Below are 18395 nucleotides of genomic sequence, written 5' to 3'. Positions count from 1 at the left end.
GCGGTCTTGCCGGGACGTGGCTCAGGCTGCGACGGCCACGCGCCCGGCTTCCACCAGTGGCACGCTGAACACATCGTAACCGAAGCACCAGTCCGGGTTCTCGTTGGTGCGCAGCCACGTGTTGTTGTGCGAAACCAGCTGCACCTTGCTGGCGCGTTCGGCACGGTTGGCCTCGTACAGCGCGAAGGCGGCGCCGAAGTCCGATACGCCGGTCTGGTCCAGGCAGCGCGCCAGCATGGCGGCGTCCTCGATGGCCATCGCCGCGCCCTGTGCCATGTGCGGCTTCATCGGGTGGCAGGCATCGCCGAGCAATACCAGGCGGCCGCGGCTCCACACCGGCAGCGGATCGCGCTCCAGCAGCGGCCACTTGGTCACTTCCACGGTGCCTTCGATCAGCGATTGCACGCCTTCATGCCAGCCGTCGAACGCGGCGCGCATCTCCTCGACGCTGCTGGGCAGCCAGCTCTTGCTCATGTCCCAGGTGGGTTCGGGCACACCGGTCACGTAGTAGATCTCGTCGAGCTTGCTGGTGTCGAAGTAGACCATCATGTGGCGGTCGTCGGACCACCACTTGGTGCAACGTTCGTGGGTGAAGCCTTTCACGCGCGAGATCGGGAACACGGCGCGGTGCGCCACGTAGCCCGTGTACTTGGGCGGCTCGGCGCCCAGCAGGGTTTCGCGGATGCGGGAGTTCACGCCGTCCGCGCCGATCACGATATCGGCCTCATCGACGGTGCCGTCGGCAAAGCGCAGGCGCACCACATGGCCCAGGTCTTCCACGCTGGCCAGCTTCTTGTCGAACAGCAGCGTGCCGGGCGCGACCGCTTCGGTCAGCAGGGCATGGAAGTCGCCACGATGCACGGTCAGGTAGCTCGCGCCATAGTGCGACAGGGCATAGTCGCCGAGCGGGATCTGGGCGATCACTTCGCCGCTTTGCCAGTCGCGGCTGTACCAGAAGTCCGGGTGGCAGCCCATGTTGTTGAGCGCATCCTCCAGGCCGATCCTGCGCATAACCTTGATGACATTGGGCCCGACGTGGATGCCGGCGCCCAGGCGCGAAAACGCCGGCGCCTGCTCATACAGCCTGACTTGATGTCCGGCGCGCTGCAGCAGGGCGGCCGCGACCGTCCCTCCCAGTCCGGCGCCGATCACTGCGATGCGTGGTTTGCCTTGCACGATGTTTCTCCTGGCGGTGTGATGTGGGTCTGAACAGGCCGTCTGGCCAATCGATGAATAGAGTGTACACACTAGAAAATTGCTTGTAAAGAAATGACATGCCACCCCTATGGAAAACCCTGATTTCAAAGTGAATGAGCCGATTAAATGCCAATTAAGCGTGAAAATAAGCCCAATTCAAGGGGTTGGTTCATTAAGTGGGCACTGAAATGGTGCATATTCTTCCAGTCACGGTTTTGTTGTACAAATAGCGTGTGTACACTACAATAGTTCGCAGGCTACGGAGACCGTTGAAGGCTCCGGGCCGGCCGTGCAGGGCGTCGCCGCGAAGACGGGCGCCAGGGCGGGTGGACAGAACACATAGATGACGGAGTCGACAGTGCAGAAAATTTTCCGTATCGGCCAGATCGTGCCGAGCTCGAACACCACCATGGAAACCGAAATCCCCGCGATGCTGCTGGCGCGCCAGCAGGTGCGGCCCGAGCGGTTCACCTTCCACTCCAGCCGCATGCGCATGAAGAAGGTGGTCAAGGAGGAGCTGGCGGCCATGGACGCCGAATCCGACCGCTGCGCGCTGGAACTCAGCGACGCCCGCGTCGACGTGCTGGGCTACGCCTGCCTGGTGGCCATCATGGCGATGGGCCACGGCTACCACCGCGTCTCGGAGAAGCGCCTGCAGGCCCATACCGCCGCGAATGGCGCGGATGCGCCGGTGATCACCAGCGCCGGTGCGCTGATCGACGCGCTGAAGGTGATCGGCGCCAGGCGCATCGCCGTGGTCGCGCCCTATATGAAGCCGCTGACGGAACTGGTGGTGGACTACATCCGCAACGAAGGCTACGAAGTGGTGGACTGGCGCGCGCTGGAAATCCCCGACAACCTCGAAGTGGGCCGTCATGATCCCGCCAGGCTGCCCGGCATCGTCGCGCAGATGAACACCAAAGACGTCGACGCCATCGTGCTGTCGGCCTGCGTGCAGATGCCTTCGTTGCCGGCCGTGGCCAAGGTGGAAGCGATGACCGGCAAGCCCGTGATCACCGCGGCCATCGCCACCACCTACGCCATCCTCAAGCAGCTCGACCTGGAGCCGGTCGTGCCCGGCGCGGGCGCGTTGCTGTCCGGTGCCTACTAAAACCGCCTTCGGCTAGTTCGGCTAGTTCGACAAAGGAGTCAGCAATGAGCGAGTTTCTCTACGGCGGCAATGTGTTCGCCAACGGCATCCGCCAGCACTACCTGCGCTATGGCGGCGCCACCGGCGCGCGCGAAGGGCGCGACGCCGTGGTGATCGTGCCCGGCATCACCAGCCCGGCCGTGACCTGGGGCTTTGTCGGCGAACAGTTCGGCAAGCACTTCGATACCTACATCCTGGATGTGCGCGGGCGCGGCTTGTCCGAGGCGGGCGATGCGCTGGACTACAGCCTGGATGCGCAAGCCGCGGACGTGACGGCGTTCGCGCAGGCGCTGGGCCTGGTGCGCTACGCCATCGTCGGCCATTCGATGGGCGCGCGCATCGGCATCCGCGCCGCGCGCGGCAACCCCGCCGGGCTGACGCGGCTGGTGATGGTGGACCCGCCCGTGTCTGGCCCGGGCCGCCGTGCCTATCCCTCGCAATTGCCCTGGTATGTGGATTCGATCCGCCTGGCGCGGCAAGGTATCGACGCCGAGGGAATGCGCCGCTTCTGCCCCACGTGGACGGAAGAGCAGCTTCGCCTGCGCGCCGAGTGGCTGCACACCTGCGACGAGCGCGCCATCGTGACCAGCTTCGAGGACTTCCATCGCGACGATGTGCATGCGGACATGCCATCGGTGCAGGTACCCACACTGCTGATGGTGGCCGGGCGCGGCGATGTGATCCGCGCGGAAGACATCGAAGAGATTCGCGGCCTGCTGCCCGCGGTGCAGGTTGCCCGCGTGCCGGATGCGGGCCACATGATCCCGTGGGACGACGAGGCCGGCTTCTACCGCGCCTTCGGCGATTTCCTGGGCGCGCCGCTGCTGCGGGACCAGGCTGCCGCCTGAGCCGCCTGCTTCACCAGAAAGGAGAACACATGCCAGTAAGCGATCACGACCTGACCCAGGCATGGCGCCAGGTGCTCACACTGTCAAAACTGGAGCCGGGCCAGACGGTCACGGTGCTGACCGGCGCCGCCACGCATCCGCAAACGCTGCGCACGGCGCAGATGGCGGCCACCGCGATGGGCGCCATCGTCAACCGGCTGGACCTGCCGCCCGTCAACGGCGACAAGGCGCTCAGCCGCGACGCGCTGGCCTATCTTGGCACCACGCCGCTCACCGGCAACCCGGCCGCCATCGCCGCGCTCAAAGCCAGCGACCTGGTGCTGGACCTGATGACGCTGCTGTTCTCGCCCGAGCAGCACGACATCCTCTCCGGTGGCACCAAGATCCTGTTGGCGGTGGAGCCGCCCGAGGTGCTGGTGCGGCTGGTGCCCACGGAAGGCGACCGCACCCGCGTGAAAGCGGCCACGGCGCGGCTGGCGCGCGCGCGGGAGATGCATATCGTGTCGGACGCCGGCACCGACCTGCGTTGCTCGCTCGGCGAGTTTCCCGCCATCAGCGAGTACGGTTTCGTCGACGAGCCCGGCCGCTGGGATCACTGGCCAAGCGGCTTTGTGCTGACCTGGCCGGACGAAGGCGGCACCAACGGGCGCATCGTGCTCGATCGCGGCGACATCCTGTTGCCGATGAAATCGTATGTGCAGGAGCCCATCGGCATCACGCTGGAGAACGGCTTCGTCACCCGCATCGAAGGCGGCCTCGACGCCGAGCTGCTGAGCGACTACATGGCCTCGTTCAACGACCCCGAGGCCTACGCCATGTCGCATATCGGCTGGGGCCTGCAGCCGCGCGCGCGCTGGTCCACGCTTGCCATGTACGACCGCGAGGCCACCATCGGCATGGACGCGCGCGCGTTCGAGGGCAACTTCCTCTGCTCCTTCGGTCCCAACAACGAGGCCGGCGGCAGCCGCACCACGGCGTGCCATATCGATATCCCTGTGCGGCATTGCACCGTGCGGCTGAATGGCGAGGCGGTGGTCGAGAAGGGCAAGGTGCTGGACAGCGAGTACCAGCAAGCGCAGCAGGTTCAGCAAGTGCAGCAAGTGCAGCAAGTGCAGCAACAAAGGGCCAAGGGAGCCATTCATGCATGACGAAGTCAAGACCTACGAGCGCCAGGGCTTCGGCGCCACCCTGGAACCCAAGGCGCCGTACGGCCTGCTGATCATCGATTTCGTCAACGGCTTCGCCAATCCGGAAGTCTTCGGCGGCGGCAATATCCCCGAGGCCATCGCCAACACCGGGCCGCTGCTGGCCACCGCGCGCGAGCAGGGCTGGCCGGTGGCGCACAGCCGCATCGTATTCGCCGACGACGACAGCGACCACAACATCTTCACGCTCAAGGTGCCCGGCATGCTGGGGCTGAAGGAGGCCAGCCACAACAGCGCGATCGTGCCGCAACTGGCGCCGCGTGCTGGCGAGCTGGTGGTGCGCAAGACGGTGCCATCCGCCTTTTTCGGCACTTCGCTGGCGGCGTGGCTGACCCAGCGCGGCGTGCGCACGCTATTGGTGGCGGGTTGCGTCACCAGCGGCTGCGTGCGCGCCAGCGTGGTCGATGCCATGTCGCTGGGCTTCCGGCCGCTGGTGTTGTCCGATTGCGTGGGCGACCGCGCCATCGGGCCGCACGATGCCAACCTGTTCGACATGGCGCAGAAATACGCCACGGTGATGCCGCGCGACGAAGCCCTGGCGATGCTCGCCCGGGCGGCGGCCTGAGAAGGTCATCCGGCGATGCGCGCCGACCGCCGGCTGCCAGGGTTACGCGCGCCTGGCGCGCGCCGGCTTCTTGCGCGCGGCGGCGTCCGCCGCCGGGCCGATGGCAGGAGGCGCCACGCAGACCGTGCTCAGCACCGTGCGCTGGATCACATTGCGCCAGTGCTCCAGCGCCGGCTTGCTCATCATGGGCTCGTCAAGGAAAGCGCTGAGCGTATGATGGTTCGAGTTGTAGAAGTACCCCAGCGAAGCGATCACCAGGTAGATATCGCGCGCCTGCACATCGGGCTGGAACAGGCCAGCGGCCTTGCCGCGCTCCAGGATGCCGTCCAGCACGGACAGCGCGTAGCTGGAGATCTCCCTGAGCCGGCTCGATTTCTTGGCGTGCTTGCCCTGGCTCATGTTCTCGCTGGACAGGATGGCGACGAACTCCGGATGGTCCAGGTAGTAGCCCCAGACGAAGTCGATCAGCTGGGTCAGCGCGCGCACCGGGTCCTCGGTATCGAGCTGGAGCGCCTGCTCGGCCTCGTTGAGCTGGAGGTAGATGGTTTCGAGGACTTCGACGAAGAGCTTTTCCTTGCTGCCGAAGTAGTAATAGATCATGCGGTCGTAGGTCTTGGCCAGCGAGGAGATTTTCTCCACGCGCCCGCCTTCGTAGCCGCGCAGGGCGAAGACCTTGATGGCTGCCTTGAGGATCTTGGCTCGGGTGTCCTGAGCTTGCCGGGCCCGGGTTCCGGCTGCCGCGCTTTTCTTAGCGGTCGGGGTGCTCATAAGTTTGATACAACTTGCTGTTCAAGGCTGGCAGTATAACGGCCACGGCGGGCGGAGCCGGAATCCGGTGGCCCGCCCGCATGCCCATCCGAGACATGGAACGAATGGAAACGACCCCCGCCACCGGACCTGAGTCCGCGTCTCTCCCCGCATCGGCACCGATGTCTCCCGGCGCGCTGCGCGACGCCCTGCTGCAGGCGCGTGGCGTCCTGCTGGTGACGCGGGCGCCGCAGGCAGCACCCCGGCCCGCGCCCGGCCAGCCCGGCGCGGCTTCCGACTATGTCGCGGCGCAACCGGACATCTTCGTGGCGCTGCGGGACAACGGCGAGATCCTGGCCTTCAACGGCCACGTCGACCTGGGCACCGGCATCCGCACCTCGCTGGCGCAGATCGTGGCCGAGGAACTGGAGGTGCCGGCGGCGCGCGTGGCGATGACGCTGGGCCACACCCAACTGACGCCCAACCAGGGGCCCACCATCGCCAGTGCCACCATCCAGATCTCGGCACTGCCGCTGCGGCGCGCGGCGGCGCAGGCCATGGCCTGGCTGCGCGGGCGCGCCGCCGCGCGGCTCGGCGTGCCGCCCGAAGCGCTGGACGCGGAAGACGGCCGCCTGCGCTTGCGCGGCGGGCAGGGCGATGGCCTGACGTATGGCGAACTGCTGGCCGGCGAGCATATCGAGTTGCCGCTGGCCGACGACATCGCCACCAAGCCCGTCAGCGAATACCGCGTGGTGGGGCGCGCCGCCGCGCGCGTGGATATTCCCGCCAAGGCCACCGCGCAGCTCACCTTCGTGCACGACGTGCGCGTGCCCGGCATGCTGCATGGCCGCGTGGTGCGTCCGCCATACGCTGGCCGCGATTGCGGCGACTTTGTCGGCACCAGCCTGCGCGGCGTCGACCGCGCATCGATCCGTGAGGTGCGCGGCGTGGTCGACGTGGTAGTGCAGGGTGATTTCGTCGGCGTGGTGGCGCAGCGCGAGGAGCAGGCCATGCAGGCCGCGCGGCGCCTGCGGGTGGACTGGAAGCCGGTGCCGCCGCTGCCCGCGCTGAACGAACCGGGGGACGCGGAGGCCGCGCTGCGCACCAATCCAGCGACGCGCCGCACCCTGGTGGACGACGGCGATGCGCAGGCGGCGTTCGACGCCGCGCGCGGCGCGGGCCGGGTGCTGTCGCACGGCTATGCGTGGCCTTACCAGATGCACGCCTCGATCGGTCCCTCCTGCGCCGTAGCCGACTACCGTGAAGACGGCCTCACAGTGTGGTCGGGCACGCAGAATCCCCATGTGCTGCGCATCGACCTGGCGCGGCTGACGGGCCTGGACGAAGGCCGCATCGAGATCGTGCGGATGGAAGCCGCCGGCTGCTACGGGCGTAATTGCGCCGACGACGTCTGCGCCGATGCGGTGCTGCTGTCGCGCGCGGTGGGGCGGCCGGTGCGCGTGCAGCTCACGCGCGAGCAGGAACATTTGTGGGAGCCCAAGGGCGCGGCGCAACTGATGGACGTGCGCGGCGCCATCGGCCCCGGCGGCGAACTGCTCGCCTACGATTTCGTCAGCCGCTATCCGTCCAACGATGCGCCCACGCTGGCGCTGTTGCTCACCGGCATCGTCGGTAACGCGCCGCGCACGCTGCAGATGGGCGACCGCACCGCAGTGCCACCCTATCCGTACGCGAACATGCGCATCGGCTGCGACGATACGCCCGCGATCGTGCGCGCCTCGTGGCTGCGTGGCGTCTCGGCCCTGCCAAACGTTTTCGCGCACGAATCCTTTATCGACGAACTGGCGCACGAGAGCGGCGCCGACCCGCTGGCCTTCCGCCTGCGCCACCTGACCGACGAGCGCGCCGCCGATCTGCTGCGTGCGCTGGCGGCGCACGCCGGCTGGCAAGAGGGCGCGCGCGGCTCGCGTGGCAAGCCCGGCGCGGATGGGCTGCTGCGCGGGCGCGGCGTGGCCTACGCCCGCTATATCCACAGCAAATTCCCGGGCTTTGGCGCCGCGTGGGCGGCCTGGGTGGTGGACCTGACGGTAGCGCCCGATACCGGGCTGGTGACGGTGGAGCGCCTGCTGGTGGCGCAGGACACCGGGATGATGGTGAACCCCGACGGCGTGCGCCACCAGGTGCAGGGCAACGTGGTGCAGGCGCTTGGCCGCGTGCTCAAGGAGCAGGTGCGCTTCGATGCCGCCGGCGTGGCCAGCCGCGAGTGGGGCAGCTATCCGTTGCTGACGTTTCCCGAGCTGCCGCCCATCGAAGTCGTGCTGATGCCGCGCCAGGAGGAAGCGCCGATGGGCGCCGGCGAATCGGCATCGCTGCCGGGCGCGCCGGCCATTGCCAATGCGCTGTTCGATGCCACCGGCGTGCGGCTGCGGCGTGCGCCGTTCACGCCGGAGGTGGTGCTTGCCGCGCTGGCCGGCGAGCTGGGCCAGCCTGCCTGAAGCGCGTATCGGCGCCTTATTCCAGCCTTATTCCGGCTCGCCGTCCGGCGTGCCGCCGCGTTCGTCGAACTCACTCATTTTCCGCAGCAGATAGGTAATCGCCACCCGTTCCGCGGGATTGAGGTCGCCAAAGGTCTGCTCGGAGATGCGGTGCGCGAACGGCACCGTTTCCTCGATCAGCGCGTGGCCGGCCGGCGTCACCGTGACCACCACCTTGCGGCGGTCATTGGTGTCGTGCGAGACCGCCACCAGTTCGCGCGCCTTGAGGCGCTCGATGATGCCGCGCACGGTGGCCTGGTCGATGGCGGTGGCCCTGACGATCTCGCTGAGCGAGCACGAGCCGCGCTCGTTGACCGCGCACATCACCACGAACTGCGCGGCGGTCAGTTGCGAATCGGCAATGGTCTGCTGGAAGATCGCCACATGGCGCTGGTAAGCGCGCCGCAGCAGGTGCCCGACTTGCTCGGTGAAATCGTAGTCGGCGGCGGCGGATTTTTGCGCGGCGGTCTTGCGCGCGGAGGAATTGGACACGATGGGCGGTCTGCGGGCATGAGATAAACGTGCCTCCGAGTATACCGAGCGTGGCCGCGCGCGGCGGGATTTTTCGCGCTACGACGCCGCCCCATGCGCCGCCAGCACCGGATCGCCCTCCAGCGCGCTGGAGGGCCTGCCGTTCACGCCCACCGGCACATCGCCCACCAGCGTGATGCGATAGAGCTGCCGGTCGAAGTCGAGGTCGAAGATGTCCGTGGGCGCGAGGTGCGCGGTGGCGCGGTTGTCCCAGAACGCGATGCTGCCCGGTTCCCATTTGAAACGCACCGTGAACTCGGGGCGCACCACGTGTTCCCACAGCAGTTCCAGCAGTTGCTGGCTTTCGCGCGGCGCGAAGCCCGACAGGTGCTTGAGGAAGCTCGGGCTGACGTATAGCGCGCGCTCGCCGGTCTCGGGATGCACGCGCACCAGCGGATGCTCGCTGACCAGCGCGCGGCTCCTGACCGCGCGCGCGAACTCGTCGGTGGCGCTGGCGCCCGCCGGCGGCGTGAAGCGGTGCACGCCGCGCAGTTCGTTCACGATACGGCGCAGCGGCTCGGACAACGCCTGGTAGGCGGCCACCAGGTTGGTCCATTGCGTATCGCCGCCGTACGGCGGAATCACCTCGCCGCGCAGGATGGACGCGGCGGGCGGGTTGACGGCCGCCGTCACATCGGTGTGCCAGCCGGTCCACGGACGTTGCACCGCATGGCCCTCGAAGCGGTTGGCCTTGCGGTGCTTGCCCACCGAGTACAGCTCGGGAAAACCATCCACGTGGCCGAACACGGGATGCCCGATGGTCGGCGCGCCGAACTGCTTGGCGAAGGCGATATGCTGCTCGTGCGACAGATGCTGGTCGCGGAAAAACACCACTTTCCACTTCAGCAACGCGGCCCGGATCGCGGCGACCTCCGCTGCCGGCAGCGGCGCGCGCAGGTCCACGCCATCGATGCGCGCGCCGATATGGGCCGACAGCGGGTGTACGGTGAGGGGGACGTCCGTGTGCCGGGGGCGGGTTGCGTTCTCTGTCTGGTCCAGTACGGCTTCGGTCATCTCTGGGCTCCTTCGCAAGTGCGGCAGCGCCTGGCCGCCAAACCATTACCATATGCGTGCCGCGCCTCGCGCCCAACGAAGGAATTCGGCTTTGCATATAAGGCGCCAGGCCGCGCAGCACCCGCACGGGAAGGCCGCCGTCACCGGTCCGGGTAGCGCAATGCCTGCGCCCGCATCAGGGCCGGGTCTTGCCGCCCGGCCTGGCGGCGCGGACAATGTGGCCAGCCTTGCCTGTTCCCAGAAACGCCAGAATCGCCAGAACCGGGAGAATCTCGCCATGCTGCAACGCCGTTTCCATTCGCGGTGAACCATCTTGGATGATGCCGACGCAGCCTGCGCGCGCGAAACCGTCCCGACGTCCCGGCCAGGCGGATCGCATGCGGGCGATCCGCCGCTGCGGCTGGCGCGCACCCGCACGGCCCGGCTGCTGCTGACCGCGCTGGCGCTGCTCAGCCTGGGCGTTGCCATTCTCGGGCTGTTCGTGCCCGGCCTGCCTAGTACGGAGTTCGTGCTGCTGTCCGCCTGGGCCGCGGCCAAGGGATCGCCGCGGCTGCATGCCTGGCTGCTCGGCCACCGCGTGTTCGGCCCCATGCTCTACAACTGGCACAACGGCCGCATGGTCAGCCGCCGCGCCAAGTGGAGCGCCACGGTGGCGATGAGCATCTGCAGCGCCGTGCTGCTGTTCGGCATGCATCGGCCGTGGCTGGCCTACGGGGCGATTGCCTGCATGGCGTGCGTGCTGGCGTGGTTGTGGCGCCGGCCGGAGCCGGCGGCCTGATGCGCTGATCCGGGGCGCTACGTGGTTTGTGCTTCGCGCGGCTTTGCGGTCTTCGCGGCTTTCGCGGCTTTCGGCGCCTTGGCCGGGCCTGCCGGCCATGCCAGCATCGCGGTGGCCGCAACCGCCTCCAGCGCGGCGCGCGACGCGCCGTCGCGCGCCTGCATCGACATCCCCTGCATCACCGTGTTGTAGAACTTGGCCAGCGCGGCAGTATCGGTGCCGGCCGGCAGTTCGCCGCGCGCGATGCCGTGCTGGATGCAGGCCTGCAGGGCCAGCTCCTTTTCCCTGCGGCGTTCGCGCAGGGTGTCTTCGATGTAGGCGCAGTCGGCCGAGCAGCTGGTGCCGCTCATCAGGAAGCAGCCGGCCGGGTTGCCCTTGGCGCTGAACAGCGCGGCGGCGCCGCTCAGCAGCCCCTGCACGGCTTCGCGCGCGCCGCCCGCGGCTTGCAGCGGCGCATACAGCAGGGCGCCGTGCGTGTCCGCATAACGGTCCACCGCCTCGTAGAACAACTGCTCCTTGCTGCCGAAGGCGGCGTACAGGCTGGGCGCGGTGATCGCCATCGCCCCGGTGAGGGCGGCGATCGATGTGGAGCCATAGCCATAGCGCCAGAACAGCGACAGGGCCTGGCCCAGCGCCTCGTCGCGATCGAATTGCCTGGGCCGCCCGCGGCCCGCACCGGAAACACTCTTTTTCATAGTGGTCATTATATTTTTCCGTTGCCAGCGGCGCCAGTGGTGATTAACATAGTGATCGTTCAATAAATTGCCACGCCGGCAGGCGTTCGCCATGATTCCCTACTCCCTGCTTGACCTGTCGCCCATCGTGGAAGGCGGCGACGCCGGCCAGGCCATGCGCAATTCGCTCGCGCTCGCCCAGCACGCCGAGCACCTGGGCTACCGCCGCTTCTGGCTGGCGGAGCATCACAATATGCCGGGCATCGCCAGTGCTGCCACGGCGGTGCTGATCGGCTATGTGGCCAACGGCACTTCCACCATCCGCGTGGGTTCGGGCGGCATCATGCTGCCCAATCATTCGCCGCTGGTGGTGGCCGAGCAGTTCGGCACGCTGGCATCGCTGTTCCCCGGCCGCATCGACCTTGGCCTGGGCCGCGCGCCCGGCACCGACCAGTCCACCGCCCGGGCGCTGCGCCGCAGCGCCACGCAGGACACGGCCGATGCTTTCCCGCAGGACGTGGAAGAGCTGCAGGCGTACTTCGACGATCCGCGCCCCGGCCAGCGCCTGCGCGCGGTGCCCGGCGCGGGCCTGAAGGTGCCGCTGTGGCTGCTTGGCTCGAGCCTGTTCAGCGCGCAGCTATCGGCGGCGATGGGCCTGCCTTTTGCCTTTGCTTCGCACTTCGCGCCGGGCTTCATGCGCCAGGCGGTCGATCTGTATCGCCAGACTTTCCAGCCATCGGCGCAGTTGTCCAAGCCGCATGTGATGCTGGGACTCAATGTGTTCGCGGCGGATTCGGACGCGCAGGCGCGGCGGCTGTTCACGTCGCTGCAGCAGCAGTTCCTGGCGCTGGTGCGCGGCAGCCCGGGCCCGATCCGGCCTCCGGTGGACAATATCGAATTGCTGTGGACGGAGACCGAGGCCACGCATATCCGGCGCTCGCTGGCGTGCTCGGTGGTGGGGGATCCGGAGGGTGTGCGCAATGGCTTGCGCAACTTTATCGAGGAGTTCAGGCCGGATGAATTGATGCTGACGGCGCAGATCCATGACCATGAGGCGCGTCTGCGCTCGTTCGAGATCGCGGCGCAGGCCATGCGGGCGGTGGAGCCAGTGGCGAAGATCGTGCTCTGAACGGAGCTGTCCGCATGTGAAAAAGCCCGCTGCAGCCCGCTGCCGATATGGCGCGGGCTTTTTTTCTCCCGGAGTGGAGAGGCGGCACGATCAGGTTTGCGGTCTGTTGCCCTCAGGCCGCCAGCCTGAACGACGCCACCGAACGCATCATCGACTGCGCCTGTTCCGCCAGCGCGCCTACCGCGGCTGCGGCCTGTTCCACCAGCGCCGCGTTTTGCTGCGTCACCGTGTCCATCTGGTTGACCGCCTGGCCGACCTGCTCGATGCCGGCGCTTTGTTCGTTCGATGCGGCGCTGATCTCGCCCATGATGTCGGTCACGCGCTTGACGGCGCCGACGATGTCTTCCATGGTCTGGCCGGCCTTGGCGACCAGCGCGGAGCCGTTATCCACCTGGGCCACGGAGTTGTCGATCAGGCCCTTGATCTCCTTGGCGGCGGTGGCCGAGCGCTGGGCCAGGCTGCGCACCTCGCTCGCCACCACGGCAAAGCCGCGGCCTTGCTCGCCGGCGCGTGCCGCTTCCACGGCGGCGTTCAGCGCCAGGATGTTGGTCTGGAAGGCGATGCCTTCGATCACGCCGATGATGTCGACGATCTGGCGCGAGGCGCCGTTGATCTCGCCCATGGTGGTCACCACCTGGTTGACCACCTGGCCGCCGCGCTGGGCGATATCCGAGGCGTTGACCGCCAGCGAGGCGGCCTGGCGCGCATTGTCCGCGTTCTGGCGCACAATGCCGGTCAGTTCTTCCATGCTCGACGCGGTTTGCTCCAGGGCCGAGGCTTGTTGCTCGGTGCGTTGCGACAGGTCGGTATTGCCCGCGGAAATCTGCTGCGTGGCCGAGGCGATCGAATCCGCCGCGCCGCGGATCTCGCCCAGCGTGCCGGACAGGCGCTGCTGCATGCCCTGCATGGCCGCGAGCAGGCTGTCCTTGTCGCCGGCGCGGATCTGCACCGGCACGGTGAAGTCGCCCGCGGCAATGCGCGTGACCACTTCGGTCGCGTAGGCCGGCTCGCCGCCCAGGCTCTTGCGCACCGTGCGCATGATGGCCAGCATGAATGCCGACACCAGCGCGCCGATCAGCAGGGTGCTGATGGCCGCCGATACCAGGCTGTCGCGGAAGGTGCCTTCGATGTCCTTGAGGAACACGCCGGTCGCCACATGCCAGTCCCAGGCCGGCACGTAGCGCACATAGGTCAGCTTGCGCGCGGGCGTTTCGGTGCCCGGGAGGCGGCCGCGATAGGTGACGAAGCTGTCGTCGGGGCTGGCGCCGGCGCGCGCGCCCGCCTTGCCCGCATCGACGATGCTCTGGTAGACCAGCTTGCCGTCGGGGTCCTTGAAGTCGCCCACGATCTTGCCTTCCGTATCCGGCAGGCCGGGGTTGAGCACCACCTGTGGCTTGGAGTTGAGCAGGAACAGGTAGCCCTTGTCGCCGAAGCGCATCACGCGCAGCGTGTCCTTGGCCGCTGCCTGCGCGGCCTCAAGGCTCATGGTGCCGTTGGCGGCGCGGTCCACGTAGAGCTTGATGATGCCTTCGGCGGTGGCCACCAGGGACTGCAGGCTCTCGCGGCGTTCGGCCATCATGGTGGCGCGGGTGTGCACGGCGCCCCAGGTGCCCAGCGCTAGCAGGGCCAGCCACATCGCCACCAGCGCGGCCCAGAGTTTGGTGTTCAACGAGATTCGATTCATGATCATGCTTACCGGGAACGGGCAGCCGTTCGCGCCGGCGGCGCGGCATCGGCCTGACCTTGGTGTTGACAGAGCGGCACAGCGGGGACGATTCCGCTCGCTGCGCGGAGCCTGGCCACAGCCGGTTAACGACCTATCGCCGGTGGGACTTGAATGGCCGATTGAAAAGTGCCTCAAGAGATTCTCGATTCCGGGCCGGCAGGCATTTCGATCCCTGCCTACAATGTGCCTTTCGCCGCGCCCGGATCACGGGCGGTCCGACGCAACCCGCGGAGCAATACGCATGACCTCAAGCATCACCAAGCGCAAGCTGGGCAGGTCCGGGCTGGAAGTCTCACCCCTGGCATTCGGTGGCAATGTCTTCGGCTGGAGCGCCGACGAAGCCACTTCTTTCAAGTTGCTCGATGCCTTTGTCGGCGCCGGGCTCAACTTCATCGACACGGCCGACGTGTACTCCCGCTGGGTGCCCGGCAACCAGGGCGGCGAGTCCGAGGCCATCCTCGGCAAGTGGTTCAAGCGCAGCGGCAAGCGCGCCGGCGTGGTGCTGGCCACCAAGGTCGGCATGGATATGGGCGAGGGCCGCAAGGGCCTGTCGCGCGCCTCCTATATAGAACGCGCCGTCGATGCCTCGCTGCAGCGGCTGCAGACCGACTACATCGATCTGTACCAGTCGCATACCGATGACCAGGACACGCCGCTGGAAGAAACGCTGGACGCCTACGACCGCCTGATCAAGGCCGGCAAGGTGCGCGCCATCGGCGCTTCCAACTACAGCGCCGCGCGCCTGGCCGAAGCGCTGGAAACCAGCCGCCGCCTTGGCCTGCCGCGCTACGAGAGCCTGCAACCGCACTACAACCTCTATACGCGCAGCGAGTACGAGAGCGAACTGGAACCGCTGGTGTTGCGCGAAGGCCTGGGCGTGTTCAACTATTACGCGCTTGCCAGCGGTTTCCTGAGCGGCAAATACCGCTCCGAGGCCGACCTGGACAAGAGCGGCGCGCGCGGCCAGCGCGTCAAGGCCTACCTCGATGCCCGCGGCCTGCGTATCCTGGCGGCGCTGGACGAGGTAGCAGCGCGCACCGCCACCAACCCGACGCAAGTGGCGCTGGCCTGGCAGATCGCGCGCCCCAGCATTACCGCGCCGATCGCCAGCGCGACTTCGCTGGCGCAACTGGACGACCTGATCGCCGCCACGCGCCTGCAACTTAGCGCCGGCGATATCGCGCAGCTCGATCAGGCCAGCGCGTGAGCGCGGCTACCCTGGAGGAGATACGGGATGCATGAAAACAGGAAGCGCCACGCCAGTTGCGCCGAAGGCGCGGCGCCGGACCTGAGCGCGGTCAAGGCGCTGGTGTTCGACGTATTCGGCACGGTGGTGGACTGGCGCACCAGCGTGATCGCGGATCTGACCGCCTTCGGGCAGAAGAAGGGCATCGACGCCGACTGGACCGCCTTCACCGACGCGTGGCGCGCGGGCTATGTGCCCGGCATGGATCGCGTGCGCAAGGGCGAGCGGCCCTGGGCCAATATCGACGTGCTGCATCGCGAGCGGCTCGACGCGCTGCTCGACCAGTTCGGCATCGAAGACCTGAGCGAAGCGGAGAAGGATTACCTCAACCGCGCCTGGCACCGGCTCTCCGGCTGGCCCGATGCCGTGCCCGGGCTGACGCGGCTGAAGCAGCGCTACATCATCTCCACCTTCTCCAACGGCAGCGTGTCCTGCCTGGTCGATACGGCCAGGTATGCAGGCCTGCCGTGGGACGCCGTGTTCAGCGCGGACATCGTGCGCCACTACAAACCGGAGGCGGAGATCTATCAGGGCGTGATTGCCTTCTTCGACCTGCAGCCGCACGAGGTGATGCTGGTGGCGGCGCACAACAACGACCTGCGGCATGGCCGCTCGCACGGCATGCGCACTGCCTATGTCAACCGGCCCACGGAGTACGGGCCGAACCAGTCGAAGGATCGTGCGGCCGAGTCGGACTGGGATGTGGTCGTGGACAGCCTGACGGCGCTGGCGGACCGGCTTTGCGGCTGAGTTTGCGTAACAAGCGGCTGGTCCGCAGCGGAGTGCCGCAAGCGCTCGCCGGTGCACTTCGGATGAAGGGGTTTGCCCAAGCCACTCCCTGTCGGATACATTAGGACTCCCGGCCGCCCACGCCGCAACTGCGGCGCACAGAGGCAAGCCAGAGCCGGGGGTTGGCTCCCGCCAGGACGGCGGCGCGCCAGGAGACGACAAGGAGACGACGATGGACCTGCGGCAACGCGAGCACATCGACACGGTAGTCCAGCTCACCACCCGCGCCGGCGCGCCGATGCTGCGCGCGCCCGAAACCATCATCCAGAATTCGTGGCGGCGCTGCGTGCACCAGTACGGCCTGGACCCGGCGCGCATGCAGCAGGCCTGCATCCTGCCGCAGACCCGGCTGCGCGAGCACCAGCAGCGTATCGACGATTTCGCGCGGATCGCGCGCCACGGCCTGCAGACGCTGTATAGCCAGGTGGCCGGCATGGGCTACGTGGTGCTGCTGACCGATGCGCAGGGCGTGACGGTGGATTACCTGGGCGACGCCAACGCCGATGCCTCCTTGCGCCACGCCGGGCTGTACCTGGGCGCGCAATGGAGCGAGGCCGGCGCCGGCACCTGCGCGGTGGGCACTGCGCTGGCCACCGGCCAGGCCCTGACCGTGCACCAGGCCGACCATTTCGATGCCACGCATATCCCGCTGACCTGCACCGCGGCGCCCCTGTTCGATTCGCACGGCAGCCTCTGCGCCATCCTCGACATCTCCGCGCTGACCTCGCCGCAGGCCAAGGACAGCCAGGGACTGGCGCTGCAGATGGTGCGCATCTACGCCACCCGCATCGAGAACGCCAGCTTCGTGCGCAGCCACCGGGAGGACTGGATCCTCAAGCTCAATGCCGCGCCGGAATTCGTCGACGTCAATCCGGAATACCTGCTGGCGCTTGACGCCGGCGGCCGCATCGTCGGCCACAACCGCCGCGCCCAGCAGATGCTGGAGGCCGAGCTGGGCGTGCGGCCAGGCGGCGCGCCGGTGCTGGGCATGCCGTTCGAATCGCTGTTCGAAGCGCGGCTCGATGAGCTGGGCCGCTTCGTGCATTCGCGCCCGAGCGAGCAGCGCGCGCTGGCGCTGGCCCACAGCGGCGGGCGGCTGTACCTGAGCGTGATGCCGCCGGCCTTGCGCTGGCAGCGCGCCCGCGACACCGCCGAGCGGACCAAGCCGCTGCAGGCGCCGCTGGCCGCCCTGTGCGGAGGCGATGCGGCACTGCAGCAGCAGTTGCTGCGTGCCGCCAGGCTGGTCGACTCGCCCATCAACCTGCTGATCAACGGCGAGACTGGCAGTGGCAAGGAATATTTCGCCAAGGCCTTGCATCAGTCCAGTTCGCGCCGCCACGGGCCTTTCGTGGCGGTGAATTGCGCGGCGATTCCGGAGTCCCTGATCGAGAGCGAGCTGTTTGGCCACCTGCCCAACAGCTTCTCCGGCGCCGGCTCCCGCCCCAAGCGTGGGCTGATCCAGGAGGCCGACGGCGGCACACTGTTTCTGGACGAGATCGGCGACATGCCGCGCGAGCTGCAGTCGCGCCTGCTGCGCGTGCTGGCCGAAGGCGAGGTGCTGGCGATCGGCGCGTCGCGCCCGGTGCCGGTCAACTTGCGCGTGATCTCCGCTACCCATCATCCGCTGGACCAACTGGTCAGCAGCGGCCGCTTCCGCGAGGACCTGTACTACCGGCTCAACGGCGCGCGGCTGATGCTGCCGCCGCTGCGCGAGCGTACGGACCTGGACTGGATGATCAACAAGATGCTCGGCGGCGCCGAGCAACAGGCCGCCGTGAGCCTGTCGCCCGCGGCGCGCGCGCGGCTGCAGGCGCATCGCTGGCCCGGCAACCTGCGCGAGTTGCGCAACGCGCTCGAGTACGCGCGCGCCGTCTGCAATGACGGCCATATCGAGGCGGAGGACCTGCCCGATGGCCTTGGCGAGATGCCGGTGCAGCAAGATCTGCTGCCGGTATTTCCCGGCGCGGCGCCCGCAGGCGCGGCAGCCGAAGCCGCCCCGGCCTTGCCGGCGCCCGGTTTCGACCCCCACCTGCTGCCGCCGGAAGGGATGCTGCTGATGCAATACCTGCGCGCGGCGGGCTGGAACCTGAGCGCGGTGGCACGCCAGATCGGCGTAAGCCGGATGACGCTGTACCGCCGCATGGCGCGCTACGGCATCGAGTCGCCCAACCAGCGCGACGCGGGACACCACTGAGGCGGGCGGCGCGGCGTGCCATCGCCGCCCGCTACACCTGTTCACCACCTGTACAACTGATGCTGTGACACCTGTCACGCCGCAGCCCGCGTACACCCCGCAACGCC

At 67.9% G+C, this 18395-nt stretch carries 16 protein-coding genes; 10 read left to right on the top strand and 6 right to left on the bottom strand.

Features of this window, described 5'->3' with window-relative positions:
* Positions 1-21 precede the first annotated feature (21 nt).
* The gene (locus ACZY0R_RS06585) at positions 22-1176 is read right to left on the bottom strand and encodes an FAD-dependent monooxygenase (protein ID WP_488857672.1); all 1155 of its coding nucleotides are present in this window, start codon (positions 1174-1176) and stop codon (positions 22-24) included.
* 379 nt (positions 1177-1555) lie between these two features.
* On the opposite strand from ACZY0R_RS06585, the gene ACZY0R_RS06580 reads away from it, so the two are divergent.
* The 4 genes from ACZY0R_RS06580 to ACZY0R_RS06565 are packed head-to-tail and all read left to right on the top strand — an operon-like array spanning position 1556 to position 4965.
* Positions 1556-2308: a maleate cis-trans isomerase family protein gene (locus ACZY0R_RS06580; RefSeq protein WP_488857671.1), complete on the top strand. Its 753-nt coding sequence runs from the start codon at positions 1556-1558 to the stop codon at positions 2306-2308.
* Positions 2309-2352: 44 nt separating this feature from the next.
* Positions 2353-3195: an alpha/beta fold hydrolase gene (locus tag ACZY0R_RS06575; RefSeq protein WP_488857670.1), complete on the top strand. Its 843-nt coding sequence runs from the start codon at positions 2353-2355 to the stop codon at positions 3193-3195.
* Between the two features lie 29 nt (positions 3196-3224).
* Positions 3225-4343 carry a 2,5-dihydroxypyridine 5,6-dioxygenase NicX family protein gene (locus tag ACZY0R_RS06570; protein WP_488857669.1) on the top strand — a complete coding sequence of 373 codons (1119 nt, stop codon included), beginning with the start codon at positions 3225-3227 and terminating at the stop codon, positions 4341-4343.
* Positions 4336-4965, top strand: coding sequence for an N-carbamoylsarcosine amidohydrolase (locus ACZY0R_RS06565; RefSeq protein WP_045238944.1), 630 nt, complete (start codon positions 4336-4338; stop codon positions 4963-4965). The genes ACZY0R_RS06570 and ACZY0R_RS06565 overlap by 8 nt, the downstream gene beginning before the upstream one ends.
* Positions 4966-5007: 42 nt before the next feature.
* Here the strand turns inward: ACZY0R_RS06565 and ACZY0R_RS06560 are convergent, their stop codons facing one another.
* Entirely contained in the window at positions 5008-5733 is a 726-nt protein-coding gene (locus ACZY0R_RS06560) for a TetR/AcrR family transcriptional regulator (protein ID WP_488857668.1), read from the bottom strand.
* 161 nt (positions 5734-5894) lie between these two features.
* Here ACZY0R_RS06560 and ACZY0R_RS06555 point away from each other — a divergent pair, with 161 nt between their 5' ends.
* Positions 5895-8168 carry a xanthine dehydrogenase family protein molybdopterin-binding subunit gene (locus ACZY0R_RS06555; protein WP_488859537.1) on the top strand — a complete coding sequence of 758 codons (2274 nt, stop codon included), beginning with the start codon at positions 5895-5897 and terminating at the stop codon, positions 8166-8168.
* Positions 8169-8195: 27 nt separating this feature from the next.
* On the opposite strand, the gene ACZY0R_RS06550 is transcribed toward ACZY0R_RS06555, so the two are convergent.
* Positions 8196-8699 (bottom strand): MarR family winged helix-turn-helix transcriptional regulator, encoded by a 504-nt coding sequence (locus tag ACZY0R_RS06550; protein WP_488857667.1) that lies wholly within the window; start codon positions 8697-8699, stop codon positions 8196-8198.
* 78 nt (positions 8700-8777) lie between these two features.
* Positions 8778-9752, bottom strand: coding sequence for a TauD/TfdA dioxygenase family protein (locus ACZY0R_RS06545; protein ID WP_488857666.1), 975 nt, complete (start codon positions 9750-9752; stop codon positions 8778-8780).
* Between the two features lie 313 nt (positions 9753-10065).
* On the opposite strand from ACZY0R_RS06545, the gene ACZY0R_RS06540 reads away from it, so the two are divergent.
* On the top strand, positions 10066-10530 hold the full coding sequence (locus ACZY0R_RS06540) for a YbaN family protein (RefSeq protein WP_488857665.1): 465 nt from the start codon (positions 10066-10068) through the stop codon (positions 10528-10530).
* A 17-nt stretch (positions 10531-10547) separates the two neighbouring features.
* Here the strand turns inward: ACZY0R_RS06540 and ACZY0R_RS06535 are convergent, their stop codons facing one another.
* Positions 10548-11234 carry a TetR/AcrR family transcriptional regulator gene (locus ACZY0R_RS06535; RefSeq protein ID WP_488857664.1) on the bottom strand — a complete coding sequence of 229 codons (687 nt, stop codon included), beginning with the start codon at positions 11232-11234 and terminating at the stop codon, positions 10548-10550.
* Between the two features lie 82 nt (positions 11235-11316).
* Here ACZY0R_RS06535 and ACZY0R_RS06530 point away from each other — a divergent pair, with 82 nt between their 5' ends.
* On the top strand, positions 11317-12333 hold the full coding sequence (locus ACZY0R_RS06530; RefSeq protein ID WP_441635887.1) for an LLM class flavin-dependent oxidoreductase: 1017 nt from the start codon (positions 11317-11319) through the stop codon (positions 12331-12333).
* A gap of 112 nt (positions 12334-12445) precedes the next feature.
* On the opposite strand, the gene ACZY0R_RS06525 is transcribed toward ACZY0R_RS06530, so the two are convergent.
* Entirely contained in the window at positions 12446-14017 is a 1572-nt protein-coding gene (locus ACZY0R_RS06525; RefSeq protein ID WP_488857663.1) for a methyl-accepting chemotaxis protein, read from the bottom strand.
* Between the two features lie 283 nt (positions 14018-14300).
* On the opposite strand from ACZY0R_RS06525, the gene ACZY0R_RS06520 reads away from it, so the two are divergent.
* From ACZY0R_RS06520 to ACZY0R_RS06510, 3 genes are all read left to right on the top strand, one after another.
* On the top strand, positions 14301-15266 hold the full coding sequence (locus ACZY0R_RS06520; RefSeq protein ID WP_488857662.1) for an aldo/keto reductase: 966 nt from the start codon (positions 14301-14303) through the stop codon (positions 15264-15266).
* A gap of 27 nt (positions 15267-15293) precedes the next feature.
* Complete coding sequence (locus ACZY0R_RS06515; RefSeq protein ID WP_488857661.1) at positions 15294-16055, top strand: haloacid dehalogenase type II; 762 nt, start codon at positions 15294-15296, stop codon at positions 16053-16055.
* 211 nt (positions 16056-16266) lie between these two features.
* Positions 16267-18288, top strand: coding sequence for a sigma-54-dependent Fis family transcriptional regulator (locus tag ACZY0R_RS06510; RefSeq protein WP_488857660.1), 2022 nt, complete (start codon positions 16267-16269; stop codon positions 18286-18288).
* Positions 18289-18395: the final 107 nt, after the last annotated feature.

The sequence above is a fragment of the Cupriavidus sp. F041 genome (genome assembly GCF_057814235.1).
Note: the sequence above shows the minus strand (reverse complement) of the source record. Positions and strands in the feature narration are given on the sequence as shown.

Coding starts and splice junctions, on each gene's coding strand:
- ACZY0R_RS06575 (WP_488857670.1), top strand. CDS start 2,353: ATGAGCGAGTTTCTCTACGGCGGCAATGTGTTCGCCAACGGCATCCGC.
- ACZY0R_RS06570 (WP_488857669.1), top strand. CDS start 3,225: ATGCCAGTAAGCGATCACGACCTGACCCAGGCATGGCGCCAGGTGCTC.
- ACZY0R_RS06565 (WP_045238944.1), top strand. CDS start 4,336: ATGCATGACGAAGTCAAGACCTACGAGCGCCAGGGCTTCGGCGCCACC.
- ACZY0R_RS06560 (WP_488857668.1), bottom strand. CDS start 5,733: ATGAGCACCCCGACCGCTAAGAAAAGCGCGGCAGCCGGAACCCGGGCC.
- ACZY0R_RS06555 (WP_488859537.1), top strand. CDS start 5,895: ATGTCTCCCGGCGCGCTGCGCGACGCCCTGCTGCAGGCGCGTGGCGTC.
- ACZY0R_RS06545 (WP_488857666.1), bottom strand. CDS start 9,752: ATGACCGAAGCCGTACTGGACCAGACAGAGAACGCAACCCGCCCCCGG.
- ACZY0R_RS06535 (WP_488857664.1), bottom strand. CDS start 11,234: ATGACCACTATGAAAAAGAGTGTTTCCGGTGCGGGCCGCGGGCGGCCC.
- ACZY0R_RS06530 (WP_441635887.1), top strand. CDS start 11,317: ATGATTCCCTACTCCCTGCTTGACCTGTCGCCCATCGTGGAAGGCGGC.
- ACZY0R_RS06525 (WP_488857663.1), bottom strand. CDS start 14,017: ATGAATCGAATCTCGTTGAACACCAAACTCTGGGCCGCGCTGGTGGCG.
- ACZY0R_RS06520 (WP_488857662.1), top strand. CDS start 14,301: ATGACCTCAAGCATCACCAAGCGCAAGCTGGGCAGGTCCGGGCTGGAA.
- ACZY0R_RS06515 (WP_488857661.1), top strand. CDS start 15,294: ATGCATGAAAACAGGAAGCGCCACGCCAGTTGCGCCGAAGGCGCGGCG.
- ACZY0R_RS06510 (WP_488857660.1), top strand. CDS start 16,267: ATGGACCTGCGGCAACGCGAGCACATCGACACGGTAGTCCAGCTCACC.